Origin of the sequence: Duganella rhizosphaerae (assembly GCF_040364205.1) — a bacterium.
Classification (GTDB): Bacteria; Pseudomonadota; Gammaproteobacteria; order Burkholderiales; family Burkholderiaceae_D; genus Rugamonas; species Rugamonas rhizosphaerae.
The window spans coordinates 211,673-232,545 of sequence record NZ_BPWK01000002.1 but is presented as its reverse complement, the minus strand read 5'-3'; the positions used below and the strand labels follow the sequence as shown (position 1 = coordinate 232,545).

Annotated in this window: 24 protein-coding genes; 6 read left to right on the top strand and 18 right to left on the bottom strand. The window is 63.3% G+C overall.

What is annotated here, in order from left to right; genetic code table 11:
* Positions 1–23 precede the first annotated feature (23 nt).
* Positions 24–806, top strand: coding sequence for a substrate-binding periplasmic protein (locus RUGAMON1_RS04990; protein WP_445229462.1), 783 nt, complete (start codon positions 24–26; stop codon positions 804–806).
* Here the strand turns inward: RUGAMON1_RS04990 and RUGAMON1_RS04985 are convergent.
* The 6 genes from RUGAMON1_RS04985 to RUGAMON1_RS04960 are packed head-to-tail and all read right to left on the bottom strand — an operon-like array spanning position 803 to position 5,857.
* Positions 803–1,843 (bottom strand): AI-2E family transporter, encoded by a 1,041-nt coding sequence (locus RUGAMON1_RS04985; protein WP_445229461.1) that lies wholly within the window; start codon positions 1,841–1,843, stop codon positions 803–805. The two genes, RUGAMON1_RS04990 and RUGAMON1_RS04985, sit on opposite strands and share 4 nt — an antisense overlap.
* The gene (locus RUGAMON1_RS04980) at positions 1,843–2,442 is read right to left on the bottom strand and encodes an SCO family protein (RefSeq protein WP_445229460.1); all 600 of its coding nucleotides are present in this window, start codon (positions 2,440–2,442) and stop codon (positions 1,843–1,845) included. Before RUGAMON1_RS04980 ends, RUGAMON1_RS04985 begins: the two co-directional genes overlap by 1 nt.
* 2 nt (positions 2,443–2,444) lie before the next feature.
* Positions 2,445–3,338: a heme o synthase gene (cyoE, locus tag RUGAMON1_RS04975; protein WP_445229459.1), complete on the bottom strand. Its 894-nt coding sequence runs from the start codon at positions 3,336–3,338 to the stop codon at positions 2,445–2,447.
* A gap of 17 nt (positions 3,339–3,355) precedes the next feature.
* Positions 3,356–4,522, bottom strand: coding sequence for a COX15/CtaA family protein (locus RUGAMON1_RS04970; RefSeq protein WP_445229458.1), 1,167 nt, complete (start codon positions 4,520–4,522; stop codon positions 3,356–3,358).
* A 2-nt stretch (positions 4,523–4,524) separates the two neighbouring features.
* The gene (locus RUGAMON1_RS04965; RefSeq protein WP_445229457.1) at positions 4,525–5,142 is read right to left on the bottom strand and encodes an SCO family protein; all 618 of its coding nucleotides are present in this window, start codon (positions 5,140–5,142) and stop codon (positions 4,525–4,527) included.
* Positions 5,126–5,857, bottom strand: coding sequence for an SURF1 family protein (locus tag RUGAMON1_RS04960; RefSeq protein WP_445229456.1), 732 nt, complete (start codon positions 5,855–5,857; stop codon positions 5,126–5,128). Before RUGAMON1_RS04960 ends, RUGAMON1_RS04965 begins: the two co-directional genes overlap by 17 nt.
* A 38-nt stretch (positions 5,858–5,895) precedes the next feature.
* On the opposite strand from RUGAMON1_RS04960, the gene RUGAMON1_RS04955 reads away from it, so the two are divergent.
* Positions 5,896–6,099, top strand: a complete 204-nt coding sequence (locus RUGAMON1_RS04955; protein ID WP_445229455.1) for a twin transmembrane helix small protein — start codon at positions 5,896–5,898, stop codon at positions 6,097–6,099.
* Positions 6,100–6,263: 164 nt separating this feature from the next.
* Here the strand turns inward: RUGAMON1_RS04955 and RUGAMON1_RS04950 are convergent, their stop codons facing one another.
* The 7 genes from RUGAMON1_RS04950 to RUGAMON1_RS04920 all read right to left on the bottom strand — a co-directional run bounded on the left by RUGAMON1_RS04950 (position 6,264) and on the right by RUGAMON1_RS04920 (position 12,190).
* Entirely contained in the window at positions 6,264–7,124 is an 861-nt protein-coding gene (locus RUGAMON1_RS04950; RefSeq protein WP_445229454.1) for a cytochrome c oxidase subunit 3, read from the bottom strand.
* A gap of 16 nt (positions 7,125–7,140) precedes the next feature.
* On the bottom strand, positions 7,141–7,347 hold the full coding sequence (locus RUGAMON1_RS04945; RefSeq protein ID WP_445229453.1) for a DUF2970 domain-containing protein: 207 nt from the start codon (positions 7,345–7,347) through the stop codon (positions 7,141–7,143).
* A gap of 11 nt (positions 7,348–7,358) precedes the next feature.
* Positions 7,359–7,916 (bottom strand): cytochrome c oxidase assembly protein, encoded by a 558-nt coding sequence (locus tag RUGAMON1_RS04940; protein WP_445229452.1) that lies wholly within the window; start codon positions 7,914–7,916, stop codon positions 7,359–7,361.
* 1 nt (position 7,917) lies between these two features.
* Complete coding sequence (locus tag RUGAMON1_RS04935) at positions 7,918–8,031, bottom strand: cytochrome oxidase small assembly protein (RefSeq protein ID WP_020704999.1); 114 nt, start codon at positions 8,029–8,031, stop codon at positions 7,918–7,920.
* Positions 8,028–9,617 (bottom strand): cytochrome c oxidase subunit I, encoded by a 1,590-nt coding sequence (ctaD, locus tag RUGAMON1_RS04930; RefSeq protein WP_445229451.1) that lies wholly within the window; start codon positions 9,615–9,617, stop codon positions 8,028–8,030. Before ctaD ends, RUGAMON1_RS04935 begins: the two co-directional genes overlap by 4 nt.
* 15 nt (positions 9,618–9,632) lie before the next feature.
* Positions 9,633–10,868 carry a cytochrome c oxidase subunit II gene (gene coxB / locus RUGAMON1_RS04925; RefSeq protein WP_445229450.1) on the bottom strand — a complete coding sequence of 412 codons (1,236 nt, stop codon included), beginning with the start codon at positions 10,866–10,868 and terminating at the stop codon, positions 9,633–9,635.
* A gap of 395 nt (positions 10,869–11,263) precedes the next feature.
* Complete coding sequence (locus RUGAMON1_RS04920; protein ID WP_445229449.1) at positions 11,264–12,190, bottom strand: methyltransferase domain-containing protein; 927 nt, start codon at positions 12,188–12,190, stop codon at positions 11,264–11,266.
* Positions 12,191–12,261: 71 nt separating this feature from the next.
* Between RUGAMON1_RS04920 and RUGAMON1_RS04915 the strand changes: the two genes are divergently transcribed.
* From RUGAMON1_RS04915 to RUGAMON1_RS04905, 3 genes are read left to right on the top strand one after another with little or no spacing between them, the layout of a single operon-like run.
* The gene (locus tag RUGAMON1_RS04915) at positions 12,262–13,029 is read left to right on the top strand and encodes a ComF family protein (RefSeq protein WP_445229448.1); all 768 of its coding nucleotides are present in this window, start codon (positions 12,262–12,264) and stop codon (positions 13,027–13,029) included.
* A 21-nt stretch (positions 13,030–13,050) separates the two neighbouring features.
* On the top strand, positions 13,051–13,521 hold the full coding sequence (gene trmL, locus RUGAMON1_RS04910) for a tRNA (uridine(34)/cytosine(34)/5-carboxymethylaminomethyluridine(34)-2'-O)-methyltransferase TrmL (protein WP_445229447.1): 471 nt from the start codon (positions 13,051–13,053) through the stop codon (positions 13,519–13,521).
* Between the two features lie 4 nt (positions 13,522–13,525).
* Positions 13,526–14,263: a substrate-binding periplasmic protein gene (locus tag RUGAMON1_RS04905; protein WP_445229446.1), complete on the top strand. Its 738-nt coding sequence runs from the start codon at positions 13,526–13,528 to the stop codon at positions 14,261–14,263.
* A gap of 19 nt (positions 14,264–14,282) precedes the next feature.
* Here RUGAMON1_RS04905 and RUGAMON1_RS04900 read toward each other — a convergent pair whose 3' ends face one another.
* The gene (locus RUGAMON1_RS04900) at positions 14,283–16,580 is read right to left on the bottom strand and encodes a nitric-oxide reductase large subunit (RefSeq protein WP_445229445.1); all 2,298 of its coding nucleotides are present in this window, start codon (positions 16,578–16,580) and stop codon (positions 14,283–14,285) included.
* Positions 16,581–16,738: 158 nt separating this feature from the next.
* Positions 16,739–17,758: an aldo/keto reductase gene (locus tag RUGAMON1_RS04895; protein WP_445229444.1), complete on the bottom strand. Its 1,020-nt coding sequence runs from the start codon at positions 17,756–17,758 to the stop codon at positions 16,739–16,741.
* Positions 17,759–17,858: 100 nt separating this feature from the next.
* On the opposite strand from RUGAMON1_RS04895, the gene RUGAMON1_RS04890 reads away from it, so the two are divergent.
* Positions 17,859–18,785, top strand: coding sequence for a LysR family transcriptional regulator (locus RUGAMON1_RS04890; protein WP_445229443.1), 927 nt, complete (start codon positions 17,859–17,861; stop codon positions 18,783–18,785).
* Here RUGAMON1_RS04890 and RUGAMON1_RS04885 read toward each other — a convergent pair.
* The 3 genes from RUGAMON1_RS04885 to RUGAMON1_RS04875 form a co-directional block, all read right to left on the bottom strand.
* On the bottom strand, positions 18,782–19,723 hold the full coding sequence (locus tag RUGAMON1_RS04885; RefSeq protein ID WP_445229442.1) for a DMT family transporter: 942 nt from the start codon (positions 19,721–19,723) through the stop codon (positions 18,782–18,784). The two genes, RUGAMON1_RS04890 and RUGAMON1_RS04885, sit on opposite strands and share 4 nt — an antisense overlap.
* Before the next feature lie 65 nt (positions 19,724–19,788).
* Positions 19,789–20,532, bottom strand: a complete 744-nt coding sequence (locus tag RUGAMON1_RS04880; RefSeq protein ID WP_445229441.1) for a helix-turn-helix domain-containing protein — start codon at positions 20,530–20,532, stop codon at positions 19,789–19,791.
* 28 nt (positions 20,533–20,560) lie between these two features.
* Entirely contained in the window at positions 20,561–20,866 is a 306-nt protein-coding gene (locus tag RUGAMON1_RS04875; RefSeq protein ID WP_445229440.1) for a cytochrome C oxidase subunit IV family protein, read from the bottom strand.
* Positions 20,867–20,873 lie beyond the last annotated feature (7 nt).

Genomic DNA, 20,873 nt, shown 5'->3' with positions numbered 1-20,873 from the left:
GTCGCCTTGTCCTGAGCTGTACCGTGAGCTGCACCCTGCTCTGCGCCGCCGGCGCCGGCATGGCGGAGCCACGCAGCGGCTGCCAGCATCTGCGCGTCGCCTTCTACGAGGATGGCGCGCTGTTCTACCACGCCGCCGGCGGCGGCTGGACCGGCATCGACAAGGACGTGGTCGACGAAGTGGCCCGCCGGCTCGGCTGCACCATCGACGCCAGCGTCGATTCCCGCGTGCGCATCTGGGCCGGCCTCGGCGGCGGCAGCATCGATATGTCGGTGTCCGCGATTCCCCTCCCTGAACGCGAGAAGATCGGCCGCTTCGTGCCGTATATGACGGGCCGCAATTTCGTCCTGCTGCACAAGGAGCTCAGCGGGCGCCTGCACAGCATGGACAGCTTCCTGGCCGATCCCCAATATAAGATTGCCGTGGTCAAGAGCTACAAGCATGGCCACGCCTACGAAGTCTGGCTGGCCAAGCTGCGCGAGCAGGGCCGTGTGTTCGAGACGGCCGACCACCTGGCGATGATGCGATTGTTCAAGCTGGGCCGCGTGGACGCGGTGATGGCAACGCCCACCACCTGGTATCCGCTGGTGAAGCAGGAACAGCTGGCCGGCACCTACAGCGTGATGGACTGGGCGCCGCGCGAGAATATGGTGTCGGGACTGGTGCTGTCGCGCCAGAACGTCGACGCCGCCACCGTGGCCCGCTTCAGCCAGGCGATCCACGCCATGCGCGAAGACGGCACGCTGCGCCGCATCTTCGAACGCCACACCGACGCCGAGCGCGCCGGGCAGATGATCAATTTCTAGACAACTTCGTCGCCGGTCCAGTTGCGCAGCAGGCCCAGCGCCACCGCCAGCAGCGTCGGGCCGATGAACAGGCCGACAAAGCCGAACGCCAGCACGCCGCCCATCACCCCCAGCAACACCAGGATGAACGGCAGGCTGCTGCCGCGGCTGATCAGCATGGGCTTGACGACATTGTCGACGCCGCTGATGATGAACATGCCCCACACCAGCATGAACACGCCCCAGCCGGTGCTGCCTTGATTGAACAGCCAGATCGCCGCGCCGCCCCAGATCAAGGGCGGGCCGACCGGAATCAGCGACAACAGGAAGGTCGCCACCGACAGCAGCGCCACGGCCGGCACGCCGGCGATCAGGAAGCCGATGGCGGCCACGCCGGCCTGCGCCAGCGCCGTGCCCAGCAAGCCGTACATGACGCCGCGCACCGTGCGGCTGACGGTGTCGGTCACGGCCGCGCTCTGTTTGCCGATCAGCTTGTTCATCAGGGAGGCCAGCGCCGCCAGCAGCGTCTGGCCGTCGCGGTACAGGAAGAAGCTGACGAACACCGCCAGGCTGACCTGGGCCACGCCGCTGCCCAGCACCATGCCGCCGCCCAGCACAAAGCGGCGCGCCGGCTCCAGCAGGTTCTTGGCGACGTTGAGCAATTCCTCGCGGCTGCCCAGCAACTTGCGCAGATAGGTGTCGGCCGCTTCGCCCACCAGCGGCAGTTCCTTCAGCCAGGCCGGCGGCGCCAAGGTGCCACCTTCGAGGCTGGCTTTGAGCTGGTCGTAGAATTGGCTGGCGTTGTCGGCCACGTTCCACGTCACCAGCGCCAGCGGCACGATGATCAGCACGGTCAGGCAGACGCTCATGATGGCGGCGGCCAGCCAGCGGCGCTGCTTGCAGCGCGCCAGCAGGCGCAGGTACAGCGGCCAGCTGGAGATGGTGATGGCGGCGGCGAACAGGATCGCGGCCAGGAACGGCCGCAGCACGGTCAGACAGCCGATCACCAGCAGGACGATGGCCGCGAGGCGGGTGTAGGGTTGGAAGCGTTGCTGCATCAAGGCTGGGCCAGCAGCAGCTTCAGGTCGTGCACGATCGGCGCGGGCCCCTGGCCGGAGCGCACCAGCAGGCGGATCTTGCCCTGCTTGTCGAACACATAGCTGGCGGCGGTGTGGTCCATCGTGTAGCTGCCCGGCGTCTTGCCCGCCACCTTGGCGTAGAACACCTTGAATTCCTTGCCGACGGCGGCGGTCTGTTCGGCGCTGCCGTACAGGCCGAGGAAGCGCTTGTCGAAGGCCGGCACGTACTCGGCCAGCAGCTGCTGGGTGTCGCGCTCGGGATCGACGGTGACGAACAGCACCTGCACCTGGTCGGCCTGCGGACCCAGCTCCTTCATCGCCGCCGACATCTCGGCCATCGTGGTCGGGCAGACGTCCGGGCACTGGGTATAGCCGAAGAACATCAGCACGACCTTGCCCTTGAAGTCGGCCAGCGTGCGCGGCTTGCCGTTGTGGTCGGTCAGCGCGAAGTCCTTGGCGTATGGCAGCCCGGTCAGGTCGGTGTTGGTGAACTCCGGGCGCGGGGCGGTGGCGCGGCGCTCGCAGGCGGCCAGTAATGCGGACAGGGCCATCAGGCCGATGACGAGCAGCTTTTTCATTGTCAGTATTTAAAGTAGTGATCCACCAGCAGCGCCAGGAACAGCAGCGACAGGTAGATGATCGACCAGGTGAAGGCCTTGCGGGCGATCAGGTCGGTGTAGTGACGGTAAATTTTCCACGCGTGGTGCAGGAACACGGCGTTCAGCGCGACGGCGCTGGCCAGGTAGATCAGGCCGCTCATATGCACCGCAAACGGCAGCAAGGTGGTGGCGGCCAGCGCGATCGAATACAGCCAGACGTGGAACTGCGTGAACTTCATGCCGTGCGTGACCGGCAGCATCGGCAGGCCGGATTTGGCGTAGTCGTCGCGGCGGTACATGGCCAGCGCCCAGAAGTGCGGCGGGGTCCAGACGAAGATGATCAGCACCAGCAGCCAGGCCTGCATCGGCACGTCGTTGGCGACGGCGGCCCAGCCCAGCGCCGGCGGCATCGCGCCGGACAGGCCGCCGATGACGATGTTCTGCGGCGTGGCCGGCTTCAAAATCATGGTGTAGATGATGGCGTAGCCGACGAAGGTGACGAAGGTCAGCCACATCGTCAGCGGGTTCACCAACGCGTACAGGATCCACATGCCGGCGCCGCCGATGACGGTGGCGAAGATCACGGTCTGGGTCACGCTGATGTCGCCCATCGCCATCGGGCGGCGGGCGGTGCGCGCCATGCGGGCGTCGATCTCGCGCTCGGCCAGGCAGTTGACGGCGAAGGCCGCGCCGGCCAGCAGCCAGATGCCGGCGGTGGCGGCCACCAGCAGGCGCCAGTCCGGCATGCCGTCGCTGGCGAGGAACATGCCGATCACGGCGCAGAAGACGGCCAGTTGCGTGACGCGGGGCTTGGTCAGCGCCCAGTATTGGGAGGCGCGGCTGGCGGGTTTGGATGTGGCGGTGTGTGTGGTCATTAGGTGCTTAGTGGTGCTTACTTTTGCCGGGCAGCGGATGCGTGCGAAGATGCTGCGCCAGAGGCTGCCTTTTTTGCAATATCGTACTGGTACTTAGCCTTGTAGTTTAACATGGTCAGTAGCAGGACCAGCAGCGCCGCGCCGGCGTTATGCAGCACCGCGATCGCCAGCGGGAAGCTGAGGTAGATGGTGGCGACGCCGGTGGCGATCTGCGCCGCCAGCGTCAGCGCCAGATAGCGGGCGGTTTTATGCAGCGCCCGGTGCTCCCAGGCGCGCCAGGCCGTGTAGCCGGCCACCAGCGCGACCAGCACGCCGAAGTTGCGGTGCACCCAGTGGATCGCCGTCAGCGCCGCGAACGGCAGGTAGTGGCCGGCGGCGGTCTTGCCCAGCTCGCGCCACAGCGTGAAGCCGTGCTCGAAGTCCATGTCCGGCACCAGCTTGCCGCCGCACAGCGGGAAATCGGTGCAGGCCAGCGTGGCGTAGTTGGTGCTGGTCCAGCCGCCCAGCGCCAGTTGCACCAGCAGCAAAATTGCCGAGGCGCCCGCCAGCAGGCGGATGTTGCGCATCGCCGGCGGCGAGGCCGTCACCGTGCGCACCGGCGCGATCAGCTGGTTCTGGCGCCCGCCATACCACGCCAGCAAGGCCAGCAGGCCCATGCCCAGCAGCAGGTGGGTGGTGACGATGACCGGTTGCAGCTTCAGGGTCACGGTCCAGGCGCCGAACGCGCCTTGCAGGCAGACGAACAGGAACAGCACGGTCGGCAGCCACGGCGCGTACTCCGCGCGCTCGCCTTTGGACTTGCGCCATTGGTACCAGGACTGCGCCATCATCGCCACGATCAGCACGCCGATCGCCATCGCCAGGTAGCGGTGGATCATCTCGATCCAGGCCTTGAACACGGTCACCGGGCCGGTCGGCAGCAGCGCTTCGGCCGCCGTGATCTGCTCGTGCGCGAGGAAGGGATTGGCGGCGCCGTAGCAGCCCGGCCAGTCCGGACAGCCGAGGCCGGAGTCGGTCAGGCGCGTGAAGGCGCCGAACACGATCAGGTCGAAGGTCAGGAACACGCAGACCCAGACCAGCTTGCGGTATTTGTTGGCGTCGGACGAGGTCCACACCAGCGACAGCGGCAACAGCGCCACCAGCAGCGCCGTCACGGCCATTTGAGCGAGAGTGGTGGAATGCATGATCAGCCTATCGCGGAAGCCTTCAGCAGCTTGCTGATGTCCTTGTGGACTTTCTTGACTTTCTCGGTGTCGCTGGAGACCGCGCCTTTGGGGAAGCGCATCATCAGGTTGCCCAGCGGGTCGATCAGGTAGACGTGGTCGGACACGCGGTCGCCGGCGCCCTGCTCCAGCGGCAGCCACTTGTCGATCACGGCGGCCGGCGCGCGCAGCATGCGGGTGCCGTCGTTGACGCGCATCAGCAGCGTGTCGAGCGGCTGGTCGTCGGTGATCATCCACACGCGCTCGATGCGCTCCATCTCCTTGCCCTGCATGGTGCGCAGCTGGCGCATGGCGAACAGCTGGTCCTGACAATCCTGCTTGCAGTCGGACGGGCCGACCTTGAGCATGATCCACTTGCCCTTGTAGTTCTCCAGCGTGGCCGGCTTGCCGTCCAGCGTGGTGCTGGCCATGGCCGGAATCGGATGCTGGCGCGGATCGATCAGCGCGCCGAAATTGGTCACGCCGCCCTTGGGCTTGATGACGTAATAGGTGAGATAAGAACCCACCAGCGGCGCCGCGCACACGGCCAGCACCAGCAACAGCTTCCAACGACCACGGCTTTGATTACTTTTGTTTTCCACGTCTGAATCCGTTCACCACAAAGAAGATAACAGCCATCGCCGACAGTGCGTACCACTGGAAGGCATAGCCCTGATGTTTTTCCACGCCCAGCGCCGGCGCCGGCCAGTCGCGCACCATCTGCGCGTCGTCGCCGGCCGGCTGGGCCGCGGCGGTTTGCTCGATCACGAACGGCTGCATGGTCAAGCCGCTATCCCTGGCCACCTGCAGCGGATCGGCGTTCTGCACGATGGCCTTGGGCGTCAGCGTCGGCGTCTTGGCCAGTTCCATCACGTGGCCGGCGTCCAGCCGCGCCATGCCTTGCAATGTCACGGTGCCGGTTGGCGTGGCGTAGGCCGGCAGCCTGGCGCGGTCGGCCGGATCGCGCGGCAGCCAGCCGCGCGCCACCAGCACATGCATGCCGGTACCCGCAATTTTAAACGGCATCAGCAGGTAAAAACCGGAGCGGCCCGCCGACGGGCGATTATCCAGGTACAGCGGCCAGTTGGCGACAAATTCGCCGGTGACCGACACGCGGCGGAACTCCACCGCCTCGGCGGCCAGCGGCGCGCCGTCCAGCTGCACAGGCGCGCTGGCGTTGCCCTGGGCCAGCTTGGCCTGCAACACGATTTTTTGCGCGGCGCGGCGCTGCTGCCAGTTGCCCAGCTGGATGCCCAGCGCGACCACCAGCACGGTCGCCACGAAGGGGATCAGTTTAAAACGGAACGCAATACCCATTACAATGGAACCTTCATCAATTCACTCTCCTGCCCGCCATGAAAATTGCTGTCGCCATCGCGTTCACCCTGATCATCGGCAGCCTGGCTTGCGCGTTCTACTTCCTGATGCGCGACAAGGGCAAGAGTAACAACACCGTGCGCGCGCTGGCGGTGCGGGTCGGCTTGTCGATCGCCCTGTTCATCGCCCTGCTGGTCGCGCACAAGCTCGGCTACATCCAGCCCACCGGCATCCGCGGCTGACCGCAACCCCCGAACCGAAGCTGGGGTCTGACCCCGTACGGGGTCAGACCCCTGTGGCCGCCTTGCGGGGTGGTGCCGGCAAAAAAACAGCCGCATCCGGGACGCTCCCGCATGCGGCTTTTTCTTCAGCGCCGCAGCAGCATCGCTGCGGCATTATAGCCTTGTTAGAGCCAGTAAACGACCACGTACAGGCCCAGCCAGACCACGTCGACAAAGTGCCAGTACCAGGCCGCGCCTTCGAAGGCGAAGTGGTTGTCGGCCGTGAAGTGGCCCTTGAGCACGCGGAACAGCACCACCGACAGCATGATCGCGCCCATCGTCACGTGGAAGCCGTGGAAACCGGTCAGCATGAAGAAGGTCGAACCGTAGATGCCCGAGGTCAGTTTCAGGTTCAGCTCGGTGTACGCGTGGTGATATTCATAAGCCTGGAAGCCCATGAAGATCGCGCCCAGCGCCACGGTGGCGAACAGCCAGAACGCGGTCTGCGCGCGATGGCCGGCGCGCAGCGCATGGTGCGAGATGGTCAAGGTCAGGCCGGAGGTCAGCAGCAGCGCGGTGTTGATGGTCGGAATTGGGAACGGACCCATGGTCTTGAATTCCTGCACCGTGCCGGCCGGGCCGACGTTGCCCCAGTGCGCGGCGAAATCAGGCCAGATGAATTTGTGGTCCAGGTCGCCCAGCCAAGGCATGGTGATCGTGCGCGCATAGAACAGCGCGCCGAAGAAGGCGCCGAAGAACATCACCTCCGAGAAGATGAACCAGGCCATCGACCAGCGATAGGAATGGTCGACGCGCTGGCCGTACTGACCGGCTTCGGATTCCTTGATGGCGTCGCCGAACCAGAAGTACAGCACCGAAATGATAGCGGCCAGACCCACGAAGTTCACGGCCGGGCCCCACGATACGTCATTGACCCAGGCGGAAGCGCCGATCATGGTGGTCAGCAGGGACATGCCTGCGAACAGCGGCCATTTGGATGGACCAGGCACGAAGTAGTACGGTGCCGAGGCGTTATGTGAACTCATCTTCATCTCCCTAAATTTATTTTGAAACTACAACCTTAACGATAGTGATCAGCAGTCCAATAAAACATGCCACGCCGATCAAGGCCGCGATGATGATGTGCACCGGGTTCAGCTTGGCCGAATCGGTGTCGAAATCGCTTTTGCGACGCAGGCCGAAGAACGACCAGAACACCGCTTTCATCGAATACATGAACGACGCTTGTTTCTTTTTCTCTTCTTCCATGCCGCCCACCTTTACTTGGATGCAGTCTTGTCCAGACCGCCCACCTCGAAGAAGGTGTACGACAAGGTGATGGTCTTCACATCCTTCGGCAGCGCCGGATCGATGAAGAACACCACCGGCATCTGCCGTGCTTCGTTCGGCTTCATGGTCTGCTGCTTGAAGCAGAAACACTCGACCTTCTTAAAATGCGGCATCGCGCTTTGCGGCGCGTAGCTCGGTATCGCCTGCGCGCTGACTTCGCGGTTCTGGGTGTTGACCACCTCATACATCACCGTCGCCAGCTCGCCCGGATGCACCGTCATGCTGCGCGTCACCGGACGGAAACGCCACGGGCCTTGCGCATTGCCGTCAAACTCGATCACCACATCGCGCGTCTTGTCGATCTGCGTGTTGGTGTCGGCTGTGACCGTGCCATCCTTCTGCGTCAGCACGTTGATGCCCAGCGCCTCGCAGATCTGACGGTAGAACGGAATCAGCGCGTACGCAAACCCGAACATCAGCACCGCCACCACGATCAGCTTGCGCAACAGCTGGCGGTCGATGCCGCGTATTTCCTTATCGTCGCTCACGTCAGCTCAGCCACATCCGCTTAACGAACACGGACAGGAAAAAGAACAGGGCAACACCGGCCAGCAGCAGGCCGGTGCGCGCGTTATTAGGCTTCTTCTGTTCGCCCATGATCATTTGAACTGCGGTGGCGTTTCGAAGGTGTGGAACGGCGCCGGCGATGGCACGGTCCATTCCAGGCCTTCAGCGCCATCCCATGGCTTGTCCGCGGCTTTCTTGCCGCCACGGATGGTCGGCAGGATCACGAAGAACAGGAAGAACACCTGCGACAGACCGAAACCGAAAGCACCGATGGTGGCGATCATGTTGAAGTCGGTGAACTGCGCCGAATAGTCGGCGTAGCGGCGCGGCATACCTGCCAGGCCCAGGAAGTGCATCGGGAAGAAGGTGATGTTGAAGGTGATCAGCGACAGCCAGAAGTGGGTCTTGCCCATCGCTTCGTTGTACATGTGGCCGGTCCACTTCGGCGACCAGTAGTAGAAGCCGGCGAACAGCGCGAACAGCGAACCCGCCACCAGCACGTAGTGGAAGTGCGCCACCACGTAGTAGGTGTCTTGCAGCTGGATGTCGATCGGGGTCACGGCCAGGATCAGGCCGGTGAAGCCGCCGATGGTGAACACGAAGATGAAGCCGACCGCGAACAGCATCGGGGTTTCGAAGGTCATCGAACCCTTCCACATGGTGGCGATCCAGTTGAACACTTTAACGCCGGTCGGCACCGCGATCAGCATGGTCGCGTACATGAAGAACAGCTGCGAGGTCACCGGCATGCCGGTGGTGAACATGTGGTGGGCCCAGACGATGAACGACAGGATCGCGATCGACGCGGTGGCGTACACCATCGACGCGTAGCCGAACAGCTGCTTGCGGGCGAAGGCCGGCAGGATCTGCGAGACGATGCCGAAGGCCGGCAGAATCATGATGTAGACCTCAGGGTGACCGAAGAACCAGAAGATGTGTTGATACATCACCGGGTCGCCGCCGCCGGCAGCGTTAAAGAACGAGGTGCCGAAGTGACGGTCGGTCAGGGTCATGGTGATCGCACCAGCCAACACAGGCATCACGGCGATCAGCAGGTAGGCGGTGATCAGCCAGGTCCAGCAGAACATCGGCATTTTCATCAGGGTCATGCCAGGAGCGCGCATGTTCAGGATGGTGACGATGATGTTGATCGAACCCATGATCGACGAGGCGCCCATCAGGTGCATCGCGAAAATCGCCATGTCCATGCCTGGGCCCATCTGGGTCGACAGCGGTGCGTACAGCGTCCAGCCGGCCGCGGTGGCGCCGCCAGGGACCAGGAACGAGGTCGCCAGCAAGATGGCCGCCGGTGGCAGCAGCCAGAACGAGAAGTTGTTCATGCGGGCGAAGGCCATGTCCGACGCGCCCACTTGCAGCGGGATCATCCAGTTGGCGAAGCCGACGAAGGCCGGCATGATGGCGCCGAACACCATCACCAGGCCGTGCATGGTGGTGAGCTGGTTGAAGAACTCAGGCTGGAAGAACTGCAGGCCCGGCTTGAACAGCTCGGTGCGGATCATCAGTGCCAGCACGCCGCCGGACAGCAGCATGATGAACGAGAACCACAGGTACAGCGTACCGATGTCTTTGTGATTGGTGGCGAACAACCAGCGCCCCAAACCATGGGGATGGTCGTGAGCGTGATCGTGATCGTGTGCGTGATCCAAGGTGCTAGTGCTCATTTGTAACGCTCCTGATTACTTACGTGCAGCCACAACTTCGGCTGGTTGAACGATGTTTTCGGCGGCCTTGTTCGACCAGCTGTTACGGGTGTAGGTGATGACAGCCGCAATATCCGTATCCGACAGTTGCTTCCATGCCGGCATTTCAGCGCTGTACTTGCCGCTCTTCTTACCGTGCAGCAGAACGTTGATCTGTTCCGCTTTCGGGCCGTCAACCACTGCCGAACCATCCAGCGGTGCGAACGTGCCCGGCACGCCCTTGCCGTTGGCCTGGTGGCAGACCACGCAGTTGGTGGCGTAGACTTTTTCGCCCTTGGTTTTCAGCTCGTCGATAGTCCAGGTCTTGCTTGGATCGTCAGCCAGCGCGGCCATTTCTTTTTTCTTGCCATCGACCCAGACCTTGTACTCTTCGTCGGTGACGACCTTGACCACGATAGGCATGAAGGCGTGTTCTTTGCCGCACAACTCGGAGCAGTAGCCGCGATAGGTGCCAGTGTGTTCAGCCTTGAACCAGGCGTCGCGCACGAAGCCCGGGATCGCATCCTGCTTGACGCCGAAAGCCGGGATCGACCACGAGTGGATCACGTCGTTGGCGGTGGTGACCATGCGGATTTTTTTGTTGACCGGAACGACGACATCGTTGTCGACTTCCATCAGGTAGTTGTCGCCGCGCTTCTCGGTCGGTTCGAAGCCTGGGGAACCCACTTGCGCACGCGGGGTCGACAGCGTGGACAGGAAGGAAATGCCTTCGCCCTCGCCTTTCAGGTAGTCGTAGCCCCACTTCCACTGCATGCCGGTCACTTTGATGGTGATGTCGGCGTTGGAGGTGTCCTTCATGCCGACCACGGTGCGGGTCGCCGGCAAGGCCATGCCGATGACGATCAGGAAGGGCACCACGGTCCAGGCGATCTCGACAGCGGTCGATTCGTGGAAGGTGGCCGGCTTGTGGCCCAGCGATTTGCGGTGCTTGAAGATGGAGTAGAACATCACGCCGAACACGGCGACGAAGATGACCAGGCAGACCAGCATCATCCAGGTATGCAGATTGTAGATTTCGGTCGCGATCTGGGTCGCTGGAGGTTGCAGATTAAGCTCGCCGGCAACGGGACCGCCGGTACCGCCGGTCGCTGCGGCGTAGGTGCCTGCCGTGCCTACCGCGCTTGCCGCCTTGTCAGCCGCCCACGCTGGGATACTTGCCGCCGTTACCGACAGCCCGAGCATCAACGATTGAAGTCGCTTCGCATGTTTCATGTTTTCCCCAACCACCCAAGAAATTAAAATATTTTTTTAACGACTCCGGATTTCGGTGAACTGAACCGGCGCCGCTCCTTAAACAACTTCAGGCCCCTTGCCAGTCTCGTCCGAAAAATTCTTCAGGACGCGACCCCGGCGGGACCTTGAGGCCTTCCGCTTCATCCCCAGATACTGCCCAGGGACAACGCAAAAGCCTGATTCTGCTTAATTCAAATGCTCGTTCGTGCTCGTTTTTGCCTGCCTATTGCTCCGCTCGCTGTTTTATAGCTGGCGACGTGACTTGCTGGCAAAATTAGTCAATGATTATATATAACAACATCGCCCCGCTCAAGAAATAATCCAAATCACAACTATGGCGTAGCCCGTGGCACCACAGTGTGCCAGCAAAGCCGCTACTGGCGCGGCTTTCGTGGTAAATCAAATCGGATGATGGCTTCGCCCTTGGAGGTCATTTTGGGCGCCGGACGGAAGGCGTGGCCGTAAATCACCTCGAAAGTCAGGCCCAGCTTGCCATCTGGACGACGGCCTTTTTCCAGCGTGGCCAGCATGCGCTGCCAGGCTTGCTTGCCCATCAAACCGCGCCGCAGCGTACTCAGCGGATTGCCGCCCAGCGCGCGCACGTCGGCCAGAAGGGCCTGCGGCGTGTCGTAGGTGACGGTAATGACTTCCATGTCCAGCACCGGTGTAGAGAAGCCAACTTCCACTAACTGGTCGCCAAAATCGTGCATATCGACGAAAGGCAGCGCGTGCTGGGCCAGGTCGGCCTCGGCAAAGGCGGCGCGCAGTTCGCGGAAAGTGTCCGGGCCGAAGCAGGAAAACATCAGCAGGCTGTTCACGCGCAGCACGCGACGCCACTCGGCGAACACGCGGTCCGGCTGCGGATGCCAGTGCAGCGCCAGATTGGACCAGACCAGGTCCACCGTGTTCGGTCCCAGCGGCAGTTCGGCGAAATCGCCGCACAGCAGGTCAACGCCGGTCTTGGCCGGCAGCAGCTTGCTCAGCAGCTGGTTCAGCGACGATTGTTTCGCCGCCGGCCCCTGCGCGGCACGCACCATGGCTTCGGCCGCATCAATACCAAGTATTTGCGCGGCAGGATAGGATTTCTGCAACAGTGCCAGATCGGCACCGGCGCCGCAGCCGGCGTCCAGCACGCGCTGCGGTGCGACCTTGATCAGTTCCAGCCGGTCGAACATGCGCGACGACACTTCGCGGCGCAGGAAATCGGACGGCGCGATGCGCTCGGGACGGTTGAACAGCGCGCGCACGCGCTCCCGGTCGATCGGGGCGCTGAGCTTCGGGGGATTTGCGGGGACTTGCATGATGTGGTTCGGTGTAGTGCGATAATGTCGGCAGTGTACATGGTTGAACGCAAACGCGTCCTGGAGCTTCGATGCTTGCCACTCCGAGAATCGGCACGATCGGCACGATCAGCGCCCTGCTTCATCGCAGCGGCTCGGCCTTGCTGCGCGGTCTGTTGCCGGCCTCGTGCGCGCTATGCGCCGCCGCCAGCGGCGAGTTGCTGTGTTCCGCCTGCGCCACCCAGTTCTTCGGCGCCGAGGCTGCCGTGGTTCGCTGTCCGCGCTGCGCCAACCCGCTGCCGGACTCGGCGCAAGGCCAGTTGTGCGGCAGCTGCCGCGTCGAGCCGCCGGCCTTCGACGTCACGCTGGTCGCCGCCGACTACGCGATGCCGCTGGACCAGCTGGTATTGCAGCTTAAATTCGGCCACCGTCTCGCGCTGGCAACACTGTTTGCCCGCCTGCTGCGCGACGCCGTGCTGCAACAGCCCGGCTTCACCCTGCCCGCCCTGCTGTGTCCGGTGCCGCTGGGCCCCCGCCGGCTGGCCGAACGCGGCTACAATCAAGCCCTGGAGATCGCGCGGCCGCTGGCGCGCAGCCTGGGCGTGGCGTTGCATCCACGGCTGGCCAGCCGCGTGCACGACACCGCGGCCCAGAGCAGCGTCGCACCGGACGAGCGGCGGCGCAACATCGCCGGCGCGTTTGCGATCCCGGACGCCGCGCTGGTGCGGGGCCGCCACATCGGCGTCGTCGACGACGTCATGACCAGCGGCCGCACGCTGAACGAACTGGCGGCAACGCTGAAGCGCCATGGCGCCGCGCGCGTGAGCAACCTGGTGTTTGCCCGCACGCCGCCACATTGAATTTGAAAGAGGAGAACCACTTTGTTTCACGTCGTACTAGTCCAACCCGAAATTCCCCCGAACACCGGCAACGTGATCCGACTGTGCGCCAACACCGGCGCGCAGCTGCACCTGATCGAGCCGCTGGGCTTCCCGCTGGAAGACTCCAAGCTCAAGCGCGCCGGCCTGGACTACCACGAATACGCGCAGATGAAAGTCCACCCGGACTGGTCGGCCTTCCTGGCCGAGGTGCAGCCGGACCCGACCCGCATGTTCGCCATGACCACGCACGGCTCGTCGCCGTTCGCCGACGCCACCTTCAAGCCGGGCGATGTGTTCGTGTTCGGCTCGGAAACGCGCGGCCTCGATCCGGCCTTCCGCGAGACCTTCCCACCGGCCCAGCGCATCCGCCTGCCGATGCGTCCCGACAACCGCAGCCTGAACCTGTCGAACACGGTGGCCGTGGTGGTGTTCGAAGCCTGGCGCCAGAACGGCTACGCCGGCGGAGCATAAGGCCATGCTGATCCGCTCCGCCCTGTTGTGCCTGATGCTGATGATCAGCGCGCACGCGGCGGAGCCGATGACCTTGTACACGGAAGACTATCCGCCCTTCAGCTGGGTCGATAAAAACAGCGGCAAGGTGGTGGGCCTGGCGGCCGACATCGTCGCCGAGCTGATGCAGCGGGCCGGCGTGCCGACCACCCAGCCCATCGTCGCGCCGTGGGCGCGGGCGATGGTGCTGACCATGAGCACCGCCAATTCCTGCCTGTACACCACGGCCCGCGTGCCCGAGCGCGAGGACAACTACCAGTGGGTCGGCCCGATCGGCCAGAACAACTGGGTGCTGTTCGCCCGGCGCGACGACCACATCAAGCTCAACAGCCTGGACGAGGCGGCCGGCTACCAGATCGGCACCTTCATCGGCGACGCCTCGGTGACCTTCCTGCGCGAGCACAAGCTGCGGGTGGCGATCGTGCCCAACGACAGGCTCAATCCGCCCAAGCTGCAAAAGCAGCGCATCAAGCTGTGGTCGGTGGGGCGGATGTCGGGCCTGTTCCTGCAACGCGAACTCGGCATCGACGACTTCGAACAGGTGCTGTCCTTTGCGCACGCCGAGATGTACCTGGCCTGCCACAAGGACATGGACAAGGCCGAGGTGGCGCGGCTCAACGACATCGTGCGCGGCATGTATCGCGACGGCACCATCCGCCGCATCTACGTGCAGTATGGCTACGAGAAGGAAATGCCGCGTTAGCTCACGAGCATGCGTAATTTCAGCTTGCACTTTCTGCGGCACGCACACCCAGGTAGCCCTTCACCGAAGCGATCACCAGCGGCACCGCGCCAAACAGGATGAATACCAGATCGCCAGGCAGGCGCAGCCATTCTATCAAGCGTGACCTCTCGCTGCCTATGTAGTCGAGGCTGCGTGCATGCCAGTACCCATTCTGAAGCACGTCCCAGACCTGCAGCACGCCGCTGGGGAACAGGCTCATGGTGACCATCATCGCCAAGCCGCCGTTGCAGCCCCAGAAGGCGACCTTGATGTATTTCTCGATGCCAGCCCAGCGCGCGTCGTCACTGGTCTGGCGCAGCACGAACACCATCAGCGCGATCGCCAGCATGCCGAACACCCCCATCATCGCGGCGTGTCCATGACTCGGCGTCAGTTGGGTGCCGACCTCGTAGTAGCTGACGATGGGCAGATTGATCAGGAAGCCGAACATGCCGGCCCCGACGAAGTTCCAGAAGCCCACCGCCATCAGGAAATAGAAGGTCCACTTGTGCGGTATGGCGATCGTCTTGCCGCTTGCATCGCGGGCGCCGCGCGTGGTGCGCACGAAGTCCCAGGCATCCAGGGTCAGCAAGGTGAGCGGCACCACCTCGAGCACCGAGAACAGCGAAGACAGCGCCATGTTGACGTTGGTTTGTCCGCTGAAATACCAATGATGGCCGGTGCCCATCAGTCCGCCGAGGAAATACAGGATGGCGTCCAGATAAATCACCCGCAGCGCGACATTGCGGCGCGAAAGGCCGAGTTGATAGAAGGTCAGCGCCACCACCGTGGTGGCGAAGAACTCGAAAAATCCTTCCACCCACAAATGGATGATCCAAAAGCGCCAGGTGTCGACCACCGTGAAATTGGTCTTGGCGCCAAAGAACAGTGCCGGCACATAAAATACCGGGATGGCCAGCGCGGCGATCAGGAACATCTGGACGATGGGCCGTACCGCCGGCTGCGCCAGCGCGCGCGGCCGCACCAAAGTCCATAGCAAGCCGAACCAGCCGAGCAGGCCAGCCACCAGCAAATACTGCCACACACGGCCGAGTTCCAGGTACTCCCAACCCTGGTTGCCAAACCAAAACCACCAGCGGCCAAGCAGTTGCGCAATGCCCAGCCATTCGCCGAGCAGGCTGCCGCCGATCACCAGCGCAAAGGCGGCGAACAATACGTGGATCGAGCCGGCCAGCCAGCGCGGCTCTTCGGCGCGCAGCGAGCGACCGAGAAACAGGGCCGCCGCGACATAGGCTGTGGCAATCCAGAAGATCGCCATCTGCAAATGCCAGGTGCGCATCAGGTTGCTCGGAAAGACGCGCTCCAACTGGAAGCCGTAGAAACTGCCGGGATCCGCGCGGTAATGGGCGACGGCGCCGCCCACCAGCGATTGCGCCAGCAACAGCAGCGCCACGACGACGAAGAATTTCACCAGCGCGTTTTGTCCCCGGCTCGATTTCCCCGGCAGCAGTTGCGGCTGCACATGATGGCCACGCGTGATCCAGCCGAGGTAGTCGAATTTCCCGAACGCTAACAGCACGGCCGCAATGCCTGCCAGTAGCACCATCAGGCTCAAGGCGCTCCACAACAGGGCGCTGGAGGTGGGCAGATTGCCGACGCTGGGATCGTACGGAAAATTATTGGTATAGGAATAGTCTGTGCCCGGACGCTCGGCCACCGACGCCCAGGCCGTCCACATGACGAAGGCGGTGAACTGACGCAACTCGGTGGCATCGGTAATCAGGTTGGCCTTGAGTCCGCCGTTGCGCGACGGCTCGCGGAAATACTCCGTCCAAAAACCGATCTGCTGGTGAAAGGTCGCTGTCTGTGGACCGGTAAAATACAAGGTCGCGGTGGCAGCATCATAGCGATTGGTTTTGAGCGCCGCCACGGTCTCGCCCTGCACCGCTGCTTGCTCTGCGCGTGACAATGCGGCAAAAAGCCGCTGGTAACGCTGCCATGCGATGACCTCGGCGGTCTGCGCGCCCATGCTATGCAAGGTCGCGGCCGAAAAGTCCGGGCCGAGATAGGCGCCATGGCCCCAAATGCTGCCATTGGCCATCAAGCCATACTTGAGAAATATGGCCTGGCCGTTGCCGATATCATCGCCGGTGAAGACGACGCCGCCTTGCGCATCCACCACCTGCGCCGGGACCGGCGGAGCGTTCTGATAGGACAGCAGAGTAATCGTGATCAATCCGGCAAAACCCAGGCCCATCACGATCAGTATCGTGCGTATCCACCAGCGAGAGAGCGGGCCATCATCTTCAGTCACCGGTAGTGCGGCTTCACTCATGATTACGCCTTCGCCCGTTATTTCCTGCGTTATGCATCAATAAGGACAGGCGCATCGTCCGCCTCCATCCGGCAGCCACCCACAATACGCCCTATGCATCACGGTTCTGTGCGTTAGCGCGCACAGGAAGTAGGAACTATGAACATGGCCTTCATCGATTAACTATCGATGGGCAGCGGTGCGGCTGCGGCCACCAGCCGCTGTTCGCGCAGTTCGCGCCAGAAGCCGGCTGGAATTTCGACCTTCAACGCCGCCATGTCTTCGGCAATGCGCTCCGGCCGGCTGGCGCCCGGGATCGCCGCGGCGACGGCGGGATTGGCCAGCGAAAACTGCAGGGCCGCAGCCTTCACCGGAATGCCGTAGCGATCCGCAATCGTCTTGATGCGCGCGACCTTGGCCACGATCTCGGGCGAGGCCTGCTGATATTCGAAGTGCGTGCCTCCAGCCAGGATGCCTGAGCTGTAGGGGCCGCCGACGACTATGTCGACCTGTCGCGCCGCAGCTGCCGGCATCAGCCGCTGCAAGGCGCGTTCATGATCAAGCAGCGTGTAGCGGCCCGCCAGCAGGAAGCCGTCCGGTTGCGCTTCGCTCAGGTCCAGCGTCAGTTCCAGCGGCTCGACGCGGTTGACGCCAAGGCCCCAGGCCTTGATCACGCCCTCCTCGCGCAAGCGGGTCAACACGCGGAAGGCGCCGGTGCGCGCGATCTCGAACTGCGCCAGCCAGCCATCGCCGTAGAAATCCTGCGCCACGTCGTGGACCCAGACGATATCCAGGTGATCGGTGCCCAGCCGCTTCAGGCTGTCTTCGATGGAACGCAGCGTGGCGTCGGCCGAGTAGTCGTTGACGATTTTGTTCGGACGGCCGAACTCGAACAGGCCGCCCTTCTCGCCCAGATCGCGCTTGCTGGTGTCCTCGGTTTCATCGAGGATCAGGCGGCCGACCTTGGTGCTCAGCACGTATTCATTGCGGGGACGCTTGGCCAGCGCCTGGCCGAGACGCATCTCGGACAGGCCCGCACCGTAGAACGGCGCCGTGTCGAAAAAGCGGATGCCCTGCTCCCAGGCCGCATCAACGGTCGCGGCCGCCTCCTGCTCGGGAATATTGCGAAACATATTGCCCAGTGGAGCAGTGCCAAAACCCAGTACCGCGTTGTGCGGCAATTTATCCTTGAGACTCATGGTGTAGTTCCTTTCAGTTGAACGATGAGGCAAGTTTAGGTTGCCTTAATCAGTCTGTCTAAGACATAATTAGTCATACTTAAGTCACGAAAGGTCTTACATGTTGGACTTGCGACAACTCCACTATTTCGTCGTGGTGGCCGAAGAAGAGCATGTGGGACGGGCGGCGGAACGGCTGCACATCTCGCAATCGCCGCTGAGCCGGCAGATCGCGCAGCTGGAAGACAAGCTGGGACTGGTGCTGTTCGAACGCTCGCAACAGCGCATACGCCTGACGGCCGACGGCAAGGTATTCCTGGCCGAAGCGCGCGCCTTCCTGACGCATGGCAACCGGCTGGAGTCGCTGGCGCGCCGCCTGGGCAAGGGCGACGAAGGCGGCTTGTGCATCGGCTACCTGGAGAACGCCGTGCATTCCGGCGTGCTGCCGGACGCGCTGCGCGAACTGCGAGTACACCGGCCAGCAGTCCACGTAGCGCTGTACAACTATCACTCGCCCGAACAGCTGGAAGGCCTGCGTCAGCGCAGCCTGGATATCGCGCTGGTCTGCGCCCCGCCGGCTGTCGACGATCCCGACCTGGATCGCATACAGGTGTTGGACGATCCGATGCTGCTGGCGGTGCCGGAAGGTCATCCGTTGGCGCGCGCGAAAAAAATCAAACCGGCCGAGCTGGCCGATCAAAAATGGATAGGCGTGGTGCACCGCGATCATCCGCTGCGGCATGACCAGTTCATCGCGGCCTGCGCCAAGGCAGGCTTTACGCCAACCATCACGATGGATGTCGCGGAACCGCAGGCGGCGTTGGGCATGGTGGCGGCTGGACTGGGACTGGCGGTCATACAGCAAAGCTTGCGCTACCAGGCGCCGCGCGGCGTGGTGCTGCATGAACTGCCATGGTTCAGCTACCGCACGCCGCTATGGCTGGCCTGGCACAAGGTCAACCTGCGGCCGTTGGTGGAGATCTTCCGTCAGACGCTGCTCGAAACCAGCCGCTTGCGCCTGGATGCGCAGATTGCCGCTGCCAGTTAGGCAGGACAGCGAACGGATCGTGGCTCCGCGTGCAACCACACCGACCACGCCACGCCGGCGATCAGCAGCACGATGGCCATCACCTCCAGCAGGCGCGGAGCCTGGTGTTGGTAGAGGTAGCCGTACAACATGCCGAACAGGATCTCGAACAGCAGCAGCTGCCCGGACAACGTCACCGGTACGCGGCGGCAGGCCATGTTCCACAGCTGGTTGCCGATCACTGAAGCGCCTGCGGCCACCAGCGTGATCAGGCCCCAGAAGCGCAACCAATCACGTGGCGGCGCGGTGGTTTGCTCCGCGCCACCGATGCAAAACATCACCAGTCCCATCGCCAACGCCACCAGGCCGCTGGCGATGCCGAACAGGCCGGACCAGTCGCCGCTGCTGAAGCGTGGGTTGCGCTTCAGGAAGCGCGTGTTGTCGACGGCGTACCAGGTCCAGCTGACCAGCGCGCCAACGGCGCACAGCATGCCTGTCGCCACGGTCGACCATGCGGTATGTCCTGGCGGGCTGGCGAATACTTCGACGTTGATGCACACCATGCCCACCGCCACCAGCGCCAGCGGCCAGGCCAGCACACGCAGCGACACCGAACCGTGATCGCGCTGGCCCAACAGCGAAATCGTCAATGGCAGCAGTCCAATAATCAGGGACGCGGCCGACACCCCGGCCAGTTGCACGCCGCACGACAGCAGCAGGTAGTAGACGACATTGCCGGCCAGGGCGTAGCGCAGCAGCACCCAATAGTCGGCGCGGGTCAGCCGCCGCAACAGGCCGCCGAGGCGCGGCGCCAGCAGCACCAGCGAGATCAACGCGTAGGCCACGTAGCGCCCGAACATCAGCTCGAACGGGGAAAAATCCGCCAGCCACTTCGGCAGCACGAACACCATGCCCCACATCGATCCAGCCGCCAGGCCGCACAACACGCCGTACCACATACCGCCTCCTGTCACTGTAGCGGTCATTGTCGGCGCGAGCCGTGGTCAGGGATTGTGTGTAGCTGTCAGGTTTTTGTCTGGTTCTGCCGTTCGCGCTTGCGGTAAGCCAGCGGCGTAACATCCATCGCGCGGCGCATCGCGTGTGTCAGCGCGCTCTGGTCGGCGTAACCGGCCTGCATCGCCAGCCGGGCGATGGGCAGATCGGTTTGCGCCAGCTGGCGGCAGGCCCAGCGCAGGCGCATATCGGTCAGCCAGGCCAGCGGCGTGGTCTGCATCTCGTCGCGGAAGGCGCGGTGCAGGCTGCTCACGCTCATGTGCGCGGCCTTGGCCATCGTTTCGGTATTCCACGGTTGGCCAGGATGGACTTCGATCTGGCCCAGCGCGGCCAACAGGCGCGAGGCGGGACGGATTTCCTGCTGCGCCAGCGTCTCGAGCAACAGCGGTAGCCAGTGGGCCAGCGTCGCCTCGCTGGCGCCGGACTGCGCGCGCAGCAGGCCGATGAAGTCGATCAGCTTGGCGGCCGGCGCACTGATGGGTGCGTACCGCCGCTCGGACAGCTTGGCGGCGGTGGCCTGCGGTACCGCCGCCAGGTCGAAATCCAGGATCAATGACTGGTTCGGCCCGGTGGCCGAAGCCTCATGCACCAAGCCCGGCTCGACAAACGCGGCGCGCTGCGGATGGACCACGGCGCCTGAACCCTTGATATCCATGATCACGCTGCCCTTGATCGGCAACACCAGCTGGGCGAAACTGTGCACGCCGGACAAGGGTTCGGCGAAGTAGCTGCGGAGATCGAGTTCGGTCGGCATGGTGGTGACAGTGTAGCAGCCTCCTCCATCAACGGAAATACAGCATGCGGGTGAAGAAGGTGTAGTCCGATTCCACCCACATCAGCAAGGCCAGCACAAGCAGGCACAGCGGTGGCGCCAGCACCACGTAGATCAGCGCCGCGCGTTCCCAGCGCAGGTGCATGAACACCGCCACGATCAGCCCGGCCTTGGCCATCATCAACAGCAGGATCAAGGTCCAGCGCAGATAGCTTTCGGCATGAAAGAAATCGACCAGGTAGGAAAACGTGCTGAGCACGAACAGCAGCAGCCAGACCTTCAGGTACAGACCGATTGGATGAGTGGCGGCTTCCATGGCGGCT